Source organism: Flavobacterium hibernum (genome assembly GCF_000832125.1).
Lineage (GTDB): Bacteria > Bacteroidota > Bacteroidia > Flavobacteriales > Flavobacteriaceae > Flavobacterium > Flavobacterium hibernum.
This window is the reverse complement of sequence record NZ_JPRK01000009.1, coordinates 135,361-150,862: the sequence shown is the minus strand read 5'-3', so window position 1 is coordinate 150,862 and position 15,502 is coordinate 135,361. Positions and strand designations below refer to the sequence as shown.

Genomic DNA, 15,502 nt, shown 5'->3' with positions numbered 1-15,502 from the left:
TATGTTCGAACAAATAAAACACAATATGGAGACTATATCGGGTATCGAAATTTACCCGATACTTTCTCTCTTGATATTCTTTTTCTTCTTTGTAGGACTAGGCTTTTGGGTTTTCTCATACAAGAAAGAAAAAATTCAGGAAATGAGTGAAATACCTTTGGATGAAGGGCTTAGTATAATTTCAAAAGATAACTAAAATGAAAAAATTTTTCCCAGTATATGTAAGAGTACCGCTGATTTTCTTTATCGCTTTTGCTCTGATGGAATATTTTATAGATTCAGGCGATAGACCAGCTTTTATAAAATACCCAATGGTTTCAGTATTTTTAATCGTTTTTCTATTCATTTTAATTGCGATCGAAATTACATTAAGCGCTGTTAATAGAGTGATGTATCAATTAATGTCGCCAGAAGAAAAAGCAAAATTGGAATATGAAAATAGTTTGAGTTTAACAGAAAGCACTTGGTACAAAGACTTGATGTATAAATTTACTAAAACAGAACCAATAGAAAGAGAAGGTGATTTATTAATGGATCATGATTATGACGGAATTAAAGAGTTAGATAATAATTTGCCGCCTTGGTGGGTATATTTATTCTATATCTGTATCATTTTTGGAGTAATCTATGTTGCAAAATATGAGTTGTTTGGTGGAGACGATCAGGAAACTGAATTGAAAAAAGAAATGGCTCAGGCAAAAATTGATGTAGATGAATATCTAAAAACGGCACCTGATTTAATGGATGAAAAAACGGTTGTTTTACTAACTGATCCAGAGAGTTTAGCAGCAGGTAAAGAAATTTTTGCAATGAATTGCGCAGCTTGTCACAGAGCAGATGGTGGTGGGCAAATTGGACCAAACTTAACCGACGATCATTGGATTTTGGGTGGCGGAATTAAAAACGTTTTTCACACAATTACTAATGGTGGACGTGACGGAAAAGGAATGGTTTCTTGGAAAACCAATGGTATGAAACCAAAAGAAATTCAAAAAGTTGCCAGTTATATTTTGTCTCTTAGAGGAAGTAATCCAAAAGATCCAAAAGAACCAGAAGGAGAAATTTGGGTAGATGATACCGCTCCTAAAAAAGATGATACTGCAAGTAAAGCAAAAGATAGTACAGAAGTTAAAAAATAATAATTGTAATCATGTCAAATTTACCAGACGAAGATTTTAGAGACACCATTGGAACTATTGATGAAGGTGGTAAGAGGAAGTTTATTTTTCCTAAAAAACCGTCTGGTAAATTCTATGAATATCGCAAAATAGTTAGTTATATTTTACTAGCTATTTTAATTGCAAATCCTTTTATAAAAGTAAACGGAAATCAATTTATGATGTTCAATATTATAGAAAGACGTTTCAATATTTTTGGATTTCCCTTTTGGCCGCAGGATTTTTATCTTTTTGTAATATCAATGCTCGTTGGTATAGTGTTTATCATTTTATTTACTGTTGTTTTTGGAAGAATTTTTTGTGGCTGGATTTGTCCACAGACGATTTTTCTTGAAATGGTTTTTAGACGAATAGAGTATTGGATTGATGGCGATCGTGGAGCACAATTACGATTAGCGAGACAGGAATGGAATGCTGAGAAAATTAGAAAAAGAGTCATTAAATGGACAGTCTTTTTTCTGATTTCGTTCGGAATTGCAAATGTATTTTTAGCTTATTTAGTAGGTAGTGATCAATTGTTTTTAATGGTCGAACAAGGGCCAATTCAGCAATCAAGTAACTTTATTGCATTACTTATTTTTACAAGTGTTTTCTATTTTGTTTTTGTTTGGTTTCGCGAGCAGGTTTGTATTATCGCTTGTCCTTACGGAAGATTACAAGGCGTACTTTTAGACAATAAATCCATTAATGTTGCATACGATTTTGTACGTGGAGAAAAAGAAGTAGGTCGCGCTAAATTCAATAAAAAAGAAGATAGAGCAACAACCGGAAAAGGTGATTGTATTGATTGTCACCAATGTGTGCATGTTTGCCCAATGGGAATTGATATTAGAAACGGTACACAATTAGAATGTACAAACTGTACAGCATGTATTGATGAGTGCGACACTATTATGGATAGCGTTGGGTTGCCTAAGGGGCTTATTCGATATGCATCTGAAGATGAAATTGAGAAAAAAGCACCTTTTAAGTTTACCGCCAGGATGAAAGGTTATACGGCAGTCTTGATTATTTTATTAGGTGTTTTTGTTGGAATGTTGTTTTTAAGAACAGATGTAGAAGCAATTGTTTTACGTTTACCAGGACAGCTTTTTCAACACAAAGGAGACAAAATCAGTAATGTGTATACCTATAAAATTGTCAACAAAACAATGAAAGATTATAATGATATTCATTTTGAGTTAATTGACCAGAAAGGTGAGATAAAAAATGTTGGAAAAACACATTTTAAAGTTGCAAAAGAAGGAATTTCTCAAGGAACATTGTTTATAGAAATAAACGAAGCAATTTTAGAAAGTGATAAAACAAAAGTTAAAATAGGTGTTTACAATGGCAATGAATTGCTTGAAACTACAACAACAAACTTTTTAGGTCCGAGAAGTTTTAACTAAAAATTAAATGCCATTTTGACCACTAACAATTAAAATATAGAAATATGAAAATCAATTGGGGAACAGGAATTGTCATTGCATTTGCATTGTTTATGACCTTTATTTTATATTTCGTTTTTGAAGTGCAATCGAATAGTAAGTACGACAACGATTTGGTTGTAGAGGAGTATTACAAACACGATTCACATTTTCAAGAAGAAATGGCACGTGTACAAAATGCTCACGATTTACAGCAGAAACCTTCCATCGCTTATAACGAAAGTGGAGTGAAAGTTAGTTTTCCTGCTGCTTTTGAAAGTGATAAAGTAAAAGGAAATATATTGTTATATCGTCCGTCAAACAAGAAATTTGATTTTAACACCCAAATTGCGCTAACAAATTCAGTATTACTAATTCCCAAAGATAAATTGGTAAAAGGACGTTGGGATGTTAATATGGAGTGGCAATATAATGGTAAAAAATACCTGTCAAAGGAGGTTATTTATGTAAATTAATTCAGCATGTTATATTCAGCTTTTATATTTGGTCTGATTAGCAGTCTGCACTGTATTGGAATGTGTGGGCCTATCGCTATGATGCTGCCTGTAGATCATAAAAATGAAGCTAAAAAAGCTACTCAAATTATTACCTATCATCTTGGACGTTTGACTGCTTACGCAACTATAGGGTTGATTTTTGGATTACTTGGAAGAGGTTTTTTCCTAGCTGGACTTCAGCAAAAAATATCAATTTTTATTGGTTTAGCTATGATATTGGTGGTTTTAATACCTGAGAAAGTATTCTCAAAATACAATTTTTCAAAACCAGTTTATAAAGTCATTTCAAAGATAAAATCAAGTCTAGGAAATCAGTTTAAAAATAAGAGTTATAAATCTCTTTTTACGATTGGCTTACTAAATGGGTTTTTGCCTTGCGGAATGGTTTATGTTGCCTTATTTGGCGCAATTGCAATGCAAAGTGCAAGTTTAGGAGTTTTGTACATGGTTTTATTCGGAATAGGAACTTTACCTTTAATGACTTTTGTAGTTTATATAAATTCATTAATTAGACTTCCTTTTAGAAATAAAATTCAAAAAGCTATTCCTTACTTAGCAGTAATTATTGGTGTTTTATTTATCCTTAGAGGATTAGGATTAGGAATTCCTTACATTTCCCCTTCTAATATGAGTTTGTTCGTTCAGGCAACGCCAAATTGCCATTAAATCCAATAAATTAAACGATTATTAAACCGTCATCGAAAACAAATTTGTTTCCGGTGATTTTCTTTTTAAATGCAAATCAAAAGCCATACAGATATTGCGCACGAATGGTTTTCCGGCTTCAGTAATTCTAATTTTATTTTCTTCAATTACAATTAACTGGTCGTTTTCTATTTCTTTTAAATCAAGTAAAATACTAGGAATTTCTTTAAAATAAAGGGATTCATCGCTCCAGGAAGTTTCAAATTCACATGTTAAATTCAAAATGTGTTTACGGATAATTAAATCCTCATTATCTAAAATATGACCTTTTACAATAGGTAATTTGTCCCATTCTAATAATTGGTAATAGTCTTCTAAGTTTTTAGTGTTTTGAGCAAAACTATACCAGCTATCACTAATTGATGATACGCCTAATCCAATCATAAGTTGTGTTTTTGACGCACTATAACCCATAAAATTTCGATGTAATTCTTTGTTTTGAGCTGCTTTATATAAACTGTCAGTTTGGAACGAAAAATGATCCATTCCTATTTCGTGGTAACCGTTTTTAGAAAGTAATTGTTTTCCAATCTCATACAGTTGTCTTTTCTCGGCATCTTTTGGAAGATTTTCTTCATTGAATCCACGTTGTCCGTTTCCTTTAATCCAAGGTACGTGTGCATAACTGTAAAATGCTAAACGATCTGGTTTTAATGAGTTTGTTTTCTCGACAGTATCAATAATATCATCAATGGTTTGGAAAGGTAAACCAAAAATGATGTCATGACCAATAGAAGTATAACCAATTTCTTTTGCCCAAAAAGTTACTTTTGCAACATTATGGAAAGGTTGAATTCGATGAATGGCTTTTTGAACTTTTTCGGCATAATCCTGAACGCCAAAACTTACTCGGCGAAAGCCAAGATCATATAGTTTTTTTAATTGTTCGTAAGTTGTATTATTGGGATGACCTTCAAAACTAAATTCATGTTTTTCGGCTTTTTCAGCAAAACTAAAAATACCATTTATTAGATGTTCTAAGTTGTTTTTTGAGAAAAACGTTGGAGTTCCTCCACCCAAATGAATTTCTTTAATAATAGGTCTTTCGGGAAGTAATTTACAGTATAAACTCCATTCTTTCAAAAGAGCTTTTATATAAGTTTCTTCTACCGAATGATTTTTGGTAATACGTTTGTTGCATCCACAAAAAGTACACATGCTTTCGCAAAAGGGTAAGTGTATATATAAACTTATTCCGTTTTGTGAATTACTTTCTGAAAATGATTTTTGAAAAGACTTAATCCATTTTTGATCACTAAAATTACTTTCATTCCAGTACGGAACGGTTGGATAACTTGTGTATCTTGGACCAGGTACATTGTATTTTTGTGTAAGGGAAATTTTCATAAAAGTGCATTTTGGATTGCTCAAAATTAGAGTATCCATGCAGGAAATAAAATGACAAATATCATATTATAAAAAAAAAGAGACTCAAAAATGAGCCTCTTTTACTGAATTAAATAACTAACACTAAATAGAATCTTGAATGATTTTAAGCCATTTTTTTGCAAACATATGATCTTGATACGCGCTTATTTGTTTAATGCGGTCGTCGTCAAAATCATAGAATGGGATTGTAATTTTTTTAGAAGTTTCTTTATCCTGAAATTCAAAATCGATTTTTAAAATAGTATCTGAATTTCCGTCAGTAGTTAGAACTAACTTGCACGCAGATACATTTTTTAAATCAACATAAGTCGATTCTTGTTGATTTGGGTTGAAATTCATTAAAATAAATTTCCTGTTTTTTTGATCAATTGTTAGCGTTTTATTGCTTTGCGACTCTGTCAAATCAAAATCTTCAGGATGAGTTGGATTGAACTTCTTTTTTATGTTTAATATTTTTGATTTGTTTGCGGCACTTGTACGCGCAGAAAAATATATTGGAATGGCTACTATGATCGCGATCACAATACCAATTATGGTTACACTTGTTTCCATTTTGTCTTTAAAATTGATAGGTTATAAATGAAATAGTAAACAGCTTTCAGGTCGAAAGCAGTTTATTGTTTGGGAGAATAAAGATTTTTCTTCCAAAGGTTCATGAAATTTCTACCAGAAAAAATGAAAGGGGTAGAGCATTAAAAGGATTTTTTTGCCCTGTGTTGCAAATTGATTTGCAAAGTTTGATGTTGAATGTACTGCTTGATGAAGAGGATCTACTACCAATAAATAATCAAAACTTTTGATGATAGCCGGATAGCTTGTTTTGATATTGCCTACAAATTGATAACTTGCTTGTGGCTGTATAAAAGCCAAAGAGTCTGAGTGATCTATTGAAAAATTGGTGTCTGTCTTTTTATTTTCGATTTTTTGCATACCAAACTCGTTTGCTTGTGAAGCAAAAAAGGCGATAATCAAAAGTGATACAAAAATAATAGTCTTACGAATCCAATTCATGGTCGCGAATTTAACTCATAAAAGACAATTAAAGAAATTTTAAAGAATTAATTAACTTTAATTCTAATGTTATTATTTTATCCTCAACATTTAAGAGGTCTAGTTGAGGATAAAACAAGGTTATTGTTGCATTTTAAAATAATAATCAGCCGAATGTTTTCCGCTTCCATAAAACAAAAAGAACATACAAACCAATAAAACTACGATAGCTAAAACTAAACTTTCGGAGTGCATGTGTCCCATGAAATTGATCAGGATTGCTCCAAAAAGTATTGGTAATTGAGCTGCAATTGCCCAGCGGGTAAGTAGCCCAAAAACAATCATTATACCTCCAATCATATGGGCGGGCGCAATGTAATGTAATAAAAACATTCCGCCTCCAAAGTGATCAATTGGAGAAATTAAATCATGCAGGTATTGAACGTTTGTTACAAATGAAACTCCTTTCATAAATAAAAAAACACCCAATACAATACGTACTAAATCTACTGGTAAATAAGTGTGCGCATTAGCCCATTTATTCAAACTTTTTACATTTTCCATGATACTACGTGATTAAAAATTATACATAAAGTTACTAATTTTTAATCATATACGTATTTTTAAGTAGTTGAAAACAAGTTTTTTACTATTTATTTAACTTATTTTGATGATTTGTAAAAAGCTAAACCTGAATAACACCCAAATTAAAAGGTTTTTGAATAGGAGCGTGGTTTGCGGCTTCAATTCCCATAGATATCCATGTACGTGTATCCAAAGGATCGATAATAGCATCTGTCCATAATCTTGACGCTGCGTAGTAAGGAGAAGTTTGTTCGTCGTAACGTGCTTTTATCTTATTGAATAACTCTGTTTCTTTAGCTTCATCAACAATTTCTCCTTTCGCTTTAAGCGAAGAAGCTTCAATTTGTGCTAATACTTTTGCAGCCTGAGTTCCACCCATCACAGCTAGTTCAGCACTTGGCCAAGCAAAAATTAATCTAGGGTCGTAAGCTTTACCACACATAGCATAATTTCCTGCACCATAAGAATTACCTACAATAACAGTAAATTTTGGAACAACAGAGTTACTCACAGCATTTACCATTTTTGCACCATCTTTAATGATTCCTCCTTGCTCAGATTTTGATCCTACCATGAAACCTGTAACGTCCTGTAAAAAAACTAAAGGAATCTTCTTTTGATTGCAATTGGCAATAAAACGTGTTGCTTTATCTGCACTGTCTGAATAAATAACACCACCAAACTGCATTTCGCCTTTTTTGGTTTTTACTACTTTTCTTTGATTGGCTACAATTCCAACTGCCCAGCCATCAATTCTGGCGTAACCAGTTATAATAGTTTGACCGTAACCGTCTTTGTAAGCTTCAAACTCTGAATTGTCTACCAAGCGATTGATGATTTCCATCATGTCATATTGCTCGTTTCGGGCTTTTGGTAAAATTCCGTAAATGTCTTTTGGTTCTAACGTTGGTTTCTCGGCTTTTATTCGGCTGTAGCCAGCTTTATCATAATCGCCAATTTTGTCTACAATATTTTTGATTTTGTCTAAAGCATCTTTGTCATCTTTGGCTTTATAATCTGTCACTCCGGAAATTTCGCAATGTGTAGTTGCGCCACCTAAAGTTTCATTATCGATAGTTTCTCCAATTGCTGCTTTTACTAAATAACTTCCAGCAAGGAAAATACTTCCTGTTTTATCTACAATTAAGGCTTCGTCGCTCATAATTGGTAAGTAGGCTCCACCTGCAACACAACTTCCCATTACGGCTGCGATTTGAGTAATTCCCATACTGCTCATTTGAGCATTGTTTCTGAAGATTCTACCAAAATGTTCTTTGTCAGGGAAAATTTCGTCTTGAAGCGGTAAATAAACCCCCGCACTATCTACTAAATAGATGATGGGTAATCTGTTTTCCATTGCAATTTCCTGAGCACGCAGATTTTTTTTGCCCGTTATCGGGAACCATGCGCCTGCTTTTACAGTAGCATCATTGGCAACAACAATGCATTGTTTGCCTTTTATATATCCTATTTTGATAACTACACCACCAGACGGACAACCGCCGTGTTCTGCGTACATTCCTTCTCCAACAAATCCTCCAATTTCGATACTTTTTGAATTTTCATCCAGTAGATAAGCAATACGTTCACGAGCCGTCATTTTACCTTCGGCATGTAATTTTTGAATACGTTTTTCTCCTCCGCCCAATTTAACTTTGGCAAATTTTTGTTTTAATTCAGAAAGTAAGAGTTTATTGTGATCTTCGTTTTTATTGAAGTTTAAATCCATAAGATATTGATGTTTTTACAAAATACTGTTGGCTAATTTACAAAATCAATTGAAATTGACACTATAAATATGATCTTGAAGTGAAATAAAAACCTGTTTGTGATCTTTAAATTTTGCACAAAAAAAACAGAAGCGAATTTCTGTTTTTGTATTTATTATGTTGAGTAGACTATTTTTTAGAATCGCAAACCATTCGTTTTAAGATTGCCCATTGCTTTAAAGCATCACGAGCTTCGACAGCTGGATAACCTAACATTGTTTTTCCTGCGGGAACATCTCCAACTACACCAGAACCTGCACCTACAATTGCACCGTCACCAATAGTTGTGTGATCTTTTATAGAGGCGCTTCCGCCAATAATAACACCGTTTCCTAATGTTACAGAACCTGCTAAGCCGCTATTTCCGGCCATAATACAAAATTTACCTAATTTACTATTATGTCCAATTTGTACTAAATTATCGATTTTACAACCATCTCCTAAAACAGTCGAGCTGAATTTACCGCGATCAACACAAGTGTTGGCACCAATTTCAACTCCATTTCCGATTATAACATTTCCTATTTGTGGAATTTTAACTAAACCTTTTTCACTACATGGACGAAATCCAAAACCATCAGCTCCAATTGTTGCATTTGGATGAATGATACAATCATTTCCAATATGACAACGCTCACGAACTACAGTGCCCGACCAAATAATAGTATTTTTTCCTATAGTGCATTCGTCTAAAATTGTCACATTTGGATATATTGTTGCATTAGCACCAATTTCAACTTTTGGACCAATATAACATCCTGCGCCAATTCTTGCTCCTTCACCAATAACAGCAGTTTCATCAACCGTTGCGGTTTTGTGAATGTTATTATGGAATATTGGAGTAGGTGGAGCAAAAAGTGCAAGGATTTGAGACATTGCCAAATCTGCATTTTTTACTTTAATAAAAGCTCGGTTTTCGCCAGGTTCTATTGAAATATCCTCGTTAACAACTGCAATTGATGCATTTGATGCAGACCAATATTTTTCATATTTTTTGTTTCCTATAAAAGAAATTTCTGAAGTGGTAGCTTTTTCTAATTGCTCTGTTGCCGTAATGCTCTGAGAAGTAGTGCCGTAAATTACGCCTTTGATAACTTCATTGATTTCTTGAATTGAATAGGATTTCATTTAATGAATTTAATAGATTCTGGGGTTATTTTTTGCCAAATAAAATCAATTAGATTCTAATTACCTAATATTATTTTTGAGTTTCTTGAAATATATTTAAAATAACAGTTTAAATATTACAAAATTAACATTTTGACTGTTGATTTATTAAATGTTTTTAATTTTGTGATAGTGTTGTTACTGTGGGTTTTGTAGTCAAAAAGTAGAGGAAATGAATATGTAATATCAATAAAATGAAAATTATTTTATTGATAGGTAGTGACTTACATTTAATGTGTTAATTATTTAAAATAAACTCTTGTCAGAAAAAAAGCGATTCCTTTGGTTGAAAGTGAATCGCTTTTTTGAAATTTTATTCTTTTATCTTGGATAACGAAATGGCGTTTATGCAATAACGTAGACCACTTGGTTCAGGCCCGTCTGGAAAAACGTGTCCTAAATGTGCGTCGCAGGTATTGCAAACAACTTCAACACGAATCATTCCGTATGATTTGTCTGCATGATACGCTATGGCATTTTCTTGAAGAGGTTGCGTAAATGAAGGCCAGCCTGTCCCTGATTCGAATTTTTCACTTGCATCAAAAAGTAAAGTGCCACAACATTTACATTCGTAGATTCCCGGATCAAACAAACTGCAAAGTTCAGAGCTAAAAGATCTTTCGGTGCCTTTTAAGCGTGTAACCTGAAATTCTTCCGGAGTTAAAATTTGTTTCCATTCTTCTTCCGTTTTTTCTATTCTTTTTTCGGGAATAGGATTTCCTTTATTAGTATAACGAATTATATCGGCCCATTTAATCATAGTCTTTATTTTTTTAGTTTACAGTCTCGGTTCTTAGTCTCGGTATTCAGTATTCAGTTTACTGAAAACTGCGACTGAATACTAAAAAACTATTCCTCTTCCTTTTGTCCCATCATCATTAAAAATGCTTTTAAGAAAGGATCAATATTTCCGTTCATTACGCCATCAACATCGCTGGTTTCGTAACCGGTACGAACATCTTTTACTAATTTATAAGGTTGCATTACATAATTACGTATTTGCGAACCCCATTCAATTTTCATTTTTCCGGCTTCAATATCAGCACGTTGCGCTTGCTGTTTTTTAAGCTCAATTTCATACAATTGAGAACGTAACATTTGCATAGCACGTTGTCTGTTGTCTTGTTGCGATCTAGTCTCAGAACACTGAATCTGAATTCCGGTTGGTTTGTGTACCAATTGTACTTTGGTTTCAACTTTGTTCACGTTTTGTCCTCCGGCTCCACTAGAACGAGAAGTTGTAATTTCGATATCGGCAGGATTAATGTCAATTTCGATACTGTCATCAACAAGCGGATAAACATAAACAGAGGCAAACGAAGTGTGACGTTTGGCGTTACTGTCAAAAGGAGAGATTCTAACTAAGCGATGTACACCGTTTTCTCCTTTTAAATACCCAAAAGAATAATCGCCTTCAAACTCTAAAGTAACGGTTTTAATTCCCGCAACCTCTCCAGCCTGAAAGTTAAGTTCTTTTATTTTGTATCCATAACTTTCGCCCCACATCATGTACATACGCATTAACATACCTGCCCAGTCGCAACTTTCTGTTCCGCCGGCACCCGCAGTAATTTGTACAACAGCACTTAAGCTGTCACCTTCATCAGAAAGCATATTTTTAAACTCAATGTTTTCAATATGAGTTTGAGTTCTATTATAATGCTCGTCTAATTCTTCTGCAGAAAGCTCTCCTTCTTTGTAAAAGTCGTAAGCAAGCTGAAGTTCATCCGTAAGTTCGATTGCTTTATTGTAATCTTCGATCCATTTTTTCTTGTTTCTAAGATTTTTTACAATGATTTCTGCTTCTTTAGGATTGTTCCAAAAGTCTGGCGCAAAGGTTTTTTCTTCCTCGTTAGCGATTTCGATTAGTTTGGCATCAACGTCAAAGATACCTCCTCAACGCACCAAGGCGCTCCACAATACCTTTAATTTGTTCGGTAGTTGTCATAAATTAATAGTAGTTTTATATGTTTTTTATAAATATTACGTTAATTTGGTTATATCGTAATTCGCAAGTTAAATTTTACTCAAACTTGCAAAAATTAACAAATAGTAATACGTAATTTTGTCGTACAAAAATAAGATATAGTTTTTAGAATATGGAAATAAATTTAATTAGCGATACCATTACCAAACCCACGCATGAAATGTTGCAATATATGTTTAATGCTCATGTTGGAGATGATGTATATAGGCAAGATCCTACTGTTATTGAATTGGAGACTAGGGTAGCTGAGTTTTTTGGTATGGAAGCCGGGCTATTTTTTCCTTCAGGAACGATGGCAAATCAAACTGCTATTAAATTGCATACCCAGCCAGGAGAACAGTTAATCGCTGATAAATATGCACACGTTTATCATTACGAAGGAGGAGGAGTTTCTTTTAATAGTGGAGTTTCATGTTGTTTGATAGACGGAAATAGAGGAATGATAACTGCTTCGCAGGTTGCAGCAGCAATTAACGACCCAGAGTTTTACCATAGTCCATTGACGAGTTTAGTTTGTGTTGAGAATACAACTAATAAAGGCGGTGGGGCATGTTATGAGTTAAATGATTTAAAAGAAATAAAAAAGGTTTGCGATGCTAATAATTTGAAATTTCACCTAGATGGTGCGAGAATTTGGAATGCATTGGTAGCAAAAAGACAAAATCCAAAGGAATTTGGAGCTATTTTCGATACAATTTCAGTTTGTTTATCAAAAGGATTGGGAGCTCCAATTGGTTCAGTTTTGTTAGGAAGTAAATCTGATATCCATAGAGCGTTGAGAATCAGGAAGATACTTGGCGGCGGAATGCGTCAAGTAGGGTATTTGGCAGCAGCAGGACTTTATGCTTTGGCTAATAATATAGAACGTTTGGCAGAAGATCACAGAAGAGCTAAAGAAATTGCGGCAATTTTAAGCGTAAAACCTTGGATTTCGGAAATTGAGCCTGTAGAAACTAATATTTTGATTTTCTCGCTAGCCGAAGGTTATGACGACAAATTATTAGTAGAAAAATTAAAACAAAAAAATATTTTAATAAGTTCAATGGGACACAATAAACTTCGTATTGTAACACATTTAGACTATAAAGAAGTTATGCATACCTATGTTTTAGAAACGCTTGCCAAGTTTTAGGATAAATGGTTCAAAGTTGCAAAGGTTTTTAATAGGTTTAAAGGTTTGAACTGATAGAGATATAAAAAAAACAAAGGTTCAAAGGTTATCATAATATGAAAAAACCTTTGAACCTTTGTTACTTAGAACCTTTGTACCTTATTTAAAAAGATTATCCATTCCCGGAATCATCGGCATATCCATTTTTGCAACGGCGTCAAGTTCTCTTTCGTTTACACTTGTTGCTTTTTCGATTGCTTTATTTAAAGTTACAATTAAGTAATCTTCTAGTTGTTCTTTATCTTCAAGTAAAGAGTCGTCAATAGAGATGGTTTTTACTTTTCTATTAGCCGTTAATGTTACTTTTAATAATCCGTCAGCGCTTTGTTCATCAATTAAAACAGTATCTAAACGCTTTTTAGTATCTTCAATTTTTTGTTGGGTTTCTTTAAGTTTACCCATCATTCCCATTAAATCCATTTTTGTTGATTTTTAAATTATTTCATACAAAATTAGTATATTGCTGTATGATATCAATAGAATATTTTATGAAAAAATTAATTCCGTTCTATTGTGTTTGTAGTATTTTTGCAGCTCCGTATTTAAAAACCAATGCTCAATCAATGCAAAACGATATAGTGGCTCCAAAAGCCAAAGAGATTCCAAAAACATTAAAAAAACATAAAGAGACTCGAGTAGATAATTATTTTTGGCTAAATGACCGCGAAAATCCTGAAGTTATAGATTATTTGAATCAGGAAAATTCTTATTACGAAAGCATGACTTCGCATACAAAAACACTTCAAGGAGATTTGTACGAAGAAATGAAAGCGAGAATAAAAGAAGATGATTCATCGGTTCCATACTTCTATAACGGATATTTTTATATTACCCGTTTTGAAACTGGGCAGGATTATCCAATTTTTGCTAGAAAAAAAGGAAGCCTTTCTGCAGAGGAAGAAATTTTGTTCAACTGTAATGAAATGGCAAAAGGACATGCTTATTTTAAGTTGGGAGGTTTAAGTATAAGTCCGGATAATAAATTTGCAAGTTTTGGACTTGATCTTGTTGGAAGAAGAATATATACGATCCAGTTTAAAAACTTAGAAACAGGAGAGATTTTATCTGATAAAATCGAAAATGCCACAGGCGGATCTGTTTGGGCAAATGATAATAAAACTGTTTTTTATACCAAACAAGACGAAGTTACACTAAGAGCGGATAAAATTTTCAGACACAAATTAAATACATTAAGTACAGAAGATGTTTTAGTTTTTAATGAAATAGATGATACTTTTAATGTTTCGATAAGCAAAGAAAAATCAAGAAAGTATATTGTTATTGGTTCAGGAAGTACACTAACTACTGAATACAGAATTCTTAATTCTGACAATCCAGATGGAGAATTCATTGTTTTTCAGCCTCGTGTTCGCGGTTTGGAATACAGTATTTCTCATTTTGAAGATTCATTTTATATATTGACGAATAAAGATAAAGCTACCAATTTTAAGCTGATGAAGACGCCTGAGAATAAAACAGGAAAGAAAAATTGGGTAGATCTTATTCCGCATCGCGAAGATGTTTTGTTAGAAGATATTGAAATTTTCAAAAACTATTTAGTTGTTGAAGAGCGCTCAAACGGATTAAATCATATTCGTATTATGCCTTGGAATGATGAGCCAGATTATTATCTTCCTTTTGGTAGTGAGACTTATAATGCTTATACGACAACAAATGTTGATTTTGATACTGATGTTTTACGCTATAGTTATCAATCGCTTGCAACACCATCTTCGGTTATTGATTTTAACATGAAGACCAAAACTAAAGAGATTTTAAAAGAACAACAGGTTTTGGGTGGTAAGTTTGATAAAGAAAATTACATTGAAGAACGTGTTTGGGCAACTGCAAGAGATGGAGTAAAAGTGCCAATTTCGATGATTTATAAGAAAGGATTGCAGAAAAATGGTAAAAATCCGTTATTACTGTATGCTTATGGTTCTTATGGAATTACAATGGATACCTATTTTTCGTCAACAAGACTTTCGTTGTTAGACCGTGGTTTTGTTTACGCGATTGCACATATTAGAGGCGGAGAAGATTTAGGAAGACAATGGTATGAAGACGGAAAACTGTTAAAAAAGAAAAATACCTTTACAGATTTCATCGATTGCTCTAAATTTGCAATCGACGAAAATTACACTTCTCCTGAACATTTATATGCTGAAGGAGGATCTGCAGGAGGACTTTTGATGGGAGTTATCATAAATGAAGCACCGGAATTGTACAACGGAGTTATTGCTCAAGTACCTTTTGTAGATGTTATTACCACAATGTTGGACGATAGTATTCCGTTAACAACTGGAGAATACGACGAATGGGGAAACCCAAACAATAAAAAATATTACGATTATATGTTATCATATTCACCGTATGATAACGTAAAAGCACAAAATTATCCTAATATGTATGTGTCTACGGGTCTTCACGATTCGCAAGTACAATATTGGGAACCTGCCAAGTGGGTCGCTAAATTGAGAAATCTAAAAACAAATAATAATTTATTGTTCTTAGATACCAATATGGATGCTGGACATGGTGGAGCTTCAGGACGTTTTGAAGCACTAAAAGACTTAGCAAAAGAATTTAGTTTTTTATTAGATTTAGAAAAAATTAAAAGCTAATTAGAAAATT

The 15,502-nt window shown here is 33.2% G+C and carries 16 protein-coding genes; 7 read left to right on the top strand and 9 right to left on the bottom strand.

Features of this window, described 5'->3' with window-relative positions:
- Position 1: 1 nt before the first annotated feature.
- Genes IW18_RS11915 through IW18_RS11895 form a run of 5 tightly spaced genes read left to right on the top strand, consistent with a single transcriptional unit; the run spans position 2 to position 3,771 of the window.
- Entirely contained in the window at positions 2-196 is a 195-nt protein-coding gene (locus tag IW18_RS11915) for a cytochrome c oxidase subunit IV (RefSeq protein WP_041517965.1), read from the top strand.
- Position 197: 1 nt separating this feature from the next.
- Positions 198-1,139: a cbb3-type cytochrome c oxidase N-terminal domain-containing protein gene (locus IW18_RS11910; RefSeq protein ID WP_041517964.1), complete on the top strand. Its 942-nt coding sequence runs from the start codon at positions 198-200 to the stop codon at positions 1,137-1,139.
- An 11-nt stretch (positions 1,140-1,150) separates the two neighbouring features.
- The gene (ccoG, locus tag IW18_RS11905; RefSeq protein WP_041517962.1) at positions 1,151-2,569 is read left to right on the top strand and encodes a cytochrome c oxidase accessory protein CcoG; all 1,419 of its coding nucleotides are present in this window, start codon (positions 1,151-1,153) and stop codon (positions 2,567-2,569) included.
- 44 nt (positions 2,570-2,613) lie between these two features.
- A complete protein-coding gene (locus IW18_RS11900; protein ID WP_041517960.1) occupies positions 2,614-3,063 on the top strand; it encodes a FixH family protein in 450 nt (149 codons plus the stop codon).
- A 6-nt stretch (positions 3,064-3,069) separates the two neighbouring features.
- Positions 3,070-3,771: a sulfite exporter TauE/SafE family protein gene (locus IW18_RS11895; RefSeq protein ID WP_041517959.1), complete on the top strand. Its 702-nt coding sequence runs from the start codon at positions 3,070-3,072 to the stop codon at positions 3,769-3,771.
- A gap of 21 nt (positions 3,772-3,792) precedes the next feature.
- Here IW18_RS11895 and hemN read toward each other — a convergent pair whose 3' ends face one another.
- The 8 genes from hemN to prfB all read right to left on the bottom strand — a co-directional run bounded on the left by hemN (position 3,793) and on the right by prfB (position 11,658).
- A complete protein-coding gene (gene hemN, locus IW18_RS11890; RefSeq protein ID WP_041517957.1) occupies positions 3,793-5,157 on the bottom strand; it encodes an oxygen-independent coproporphyrinogen III oxidase in 1,365 nt (454 codons plus the stop codon).
- A 123-nt stretch (positions 5,158-5,280) separates the two neighbouring features.
- Entirely contained in the window at positions 5,281-5,751 is a 471-nt protein-coding gene (locus IW18_RS11885) for a hypothetical protein (RefSeq protein ID WP_041517955.1), read from the bottom strand.
- A gap of 111 nt (positions 5,752-5,862) precedes the next feature.
- A complete protein-coding gene (locus tag IW18_RS11880) occupies positions 5,863-6,210 on the bottom strand; it encodes a hypothetical protein (protein ID WP_041517954.1) in 348 nt (115 codons plus the stop codon).
- 120 nt (positions 6,211-6,330) lie between these two features.
- Positions 6,331-6,753 (bottom strand): DoxX family protein, encoded by a 423-nt coding sequence (locus IW18_RS11875; RefSeq protein ID WP_041517951.1) that lies wholly within the window; start codon positions 6,751-6,753, stop codon positions 6,331-6,333.
- Positions 6,754-6,874: 121 nt separating this feature from the next.
- A complete protein-coding gene (locus IW18_RS11870) occupies positions 6,875-8,503 on the bottom strand; it encodes an acyl-CoA carboxylase subunit beta (RefSeq protein WP_041517950.1) in 1,629 nt (542 codons plus the stop codon).
- 169 nt (positions 8,504-8,672) lie between these two features.
- Positions 8,673-9,671, bottom strand: a complete 999-nt coding sequence (gene lpxD / locus IW18_RS11865; RefSeq protein WP_041517948.1) for a UDP-3-O-(3-hydroxymyristoyl)glucosamine N-acyltransferase — start codon at positions 9,669-9,671, stop codon at positions 8,673-8,675.
- A 352-nt stretch (positions 9,672-10,023) separates the two neighbouring features.
- Positions 10,024-10,470, bottom strand: a complete 447-nt coding sequence (msrB, locus tag IW18_RS11860; protein WP_041517947.1) for a peptide-methionine (R)-S-oxide reductase MsrB — start codon at positions 10,468-10,470, stop codon at positions 10,024-10,026.
- An 89-nt stretch (positions 10,471-10,559) separates the two neighbouring features.
- Positions 10,560-11,658, bottom strand: a protein-coding gene (gene prfB, locus IW18_RS11855; protein ID WP_115098683.1) for a peptide chain release factor 2 whose coding sequence is annotated in 2 segments (ribosomal slippage) — positions 10,560-11,594 and positions 11,596-11,658 — 1,098 coding nt in all. Because the reading frame shifts where the segments join, the coding sequence is not laid out codon by codon here.
- A gap of 151 nt (positions 11,659-11,809) precedes the next feature.
- Between prfB and IW18_RS11850 the strand changes: the two genes are divergently transcribed.
- A complete protein-coding gene (locus IW18_RS11850; RefSeq protein ID WP_041517944.1) occupies positions 11,810-12,829 on the top strand; it encodes a threonine aldolase family protein in 1,020 nt (339 codons plus the stop codon).
- 138 nt (positions 12,830-12,967) lie between these two features.
- Here IW18_RS11850 and IW18_RS11845 read toward each other — a convergent pair whose 3' ends face one another.
- Positions 12,968-13,288, bottom strand: a complete 321-nt coding sequence (locus IW18_RS11845) for a YbaB/EbfC family nucleoid-associated protein (RefSeq protein WP_041517942.1) — start codon at positions 13,286-13,288, stop codon at positions 12,968-12,970.
- Between the two features lie 68 nt (positions 13,289-13,356).
- On the opposite strand from IW18_RS11845, the gene IW18_RS11840 reads away from it, so the two are divergent.
- On the top strand, positions 13,357-15,492 hold the full coding sequence (locus IW18_RS11840; protein ID WP_041517941.1) for a S9 family peptidase: 2,136 nt from the start codon (positions 13,357-13,359) through the stop codon (positions 15,490-15,492).
- The last annotated feature ends 10 nt before the right edge of the window (positions 15,493-15,502 follow it).

What these genes read in the sequence shown, in the direction of transcription:
- IW18_RS11895 (WP_041517959.1), top strand. Translation starts at nt 3,070, where the DNA reads ATGTTATATTCAGCTTTTATATTTGGTCTGATTAGCAGTCTGCACTGT.
- ccoG (WP_041517962.1), top strand. Translation starts at nt 1,151, where the DNA reads ATGTCAAATTTACCAGACGAAGATTTTAGAGACACCATTGGAACTATT.
- msrB (WP_041517947.1), bottom strand. Translation starts at nt 10,470, where the DNA reads ATGATTAAATGGGCCGATATAATTCGTTATACTAATAAAGGAAATCCT.
- IW18_RS11915 (WP_041517965.1), top strand. Translation starts at nt 2, where the DNA reads ATGTTCGAACAAATAAAACACAATATGGAGACTATATCGGGTATCGAA.
- IW18_RS11900 (WP_041517960.1), top strand. Translation starts at nt 2,614, where the DNA reads ATGAAAATCAATTGGGGAACAGGAATTGTCATTGCATTTGCATTGTTT.
- hemN (WP_041517957.1), bottom strand. Translation starts at nt 5,157, where the DNA reads ATGAAAATTTCCCTTACACAAAAATACAATGTACCTGGTCCAAGATAC.
- lpxD (WP_041517948.1), bottom strand. Translation starts at nt 9,671, where the DNA reads ATGAAATCCTATTCAATTCAAGAAATCAATGAAGTTATCAAAGGCGTA.
- IW18_RS11885 (WP_041517955.1), bottom strand. Translation starts at nt 5,751, where the DNA reads ATGGAAACAAGTGTAACCATAATTGGTATTGTGATCGCGATCATAGTA.
- IW18_RS11845 (WP_041517942.1), bottom strand. Translation starts at nt 13,288, where the DNA reads ATGGATTTAATGGGAATGATGGGTAAACTTAAAGAAACCCAACAAAAA.
- IW18_RS11910 (WP_041517964.1), top strand. Translation starts at nt 198, where the DNA reads ATGAAAAAATTTTTCCCAGTATATGTAAGAGTACCGCTGATTTTCTTT.
- IW18_RS11875 (WP_041517951.1), bottom strand. Translation starts at nt 6,753, where the DNA reads ATGGAAAATGTAAAAAGTTTGAATAAATGGGCTAATGCGCACACTTAT.
- IW18_RS11840 (WP_041517941.1), top strand. Translation starts at nt 13,357, where the DNA reads ATGAAAAAATTAATTCCGTTCTATTGTGTTTGTAGTATTTTTGCAGCT.
- IW18_RS11870 (WP_041517950.1), bottom strand. Translation starts at nt 8,503, where the DNA reads ATGGATTTAAACTTCAATAAAAACGAAGATCACAATAAACTCTTACTT.
- IW18_RS11850 (WP_041517944.1), top strand. Translation starts at nt 11,810, where the DNA reads ATGGAAATAAATTTAATTAGCGATACCATTACCAAACCCACGCATGAA.
- IW18_RS11880 (WP_041517954.1), bottom strand. Translation starts at nt 6,210, where the DNA reads ATGAATTGGATTCGTAAGACTATTATTTTTGTATCACTTTTGATTATC.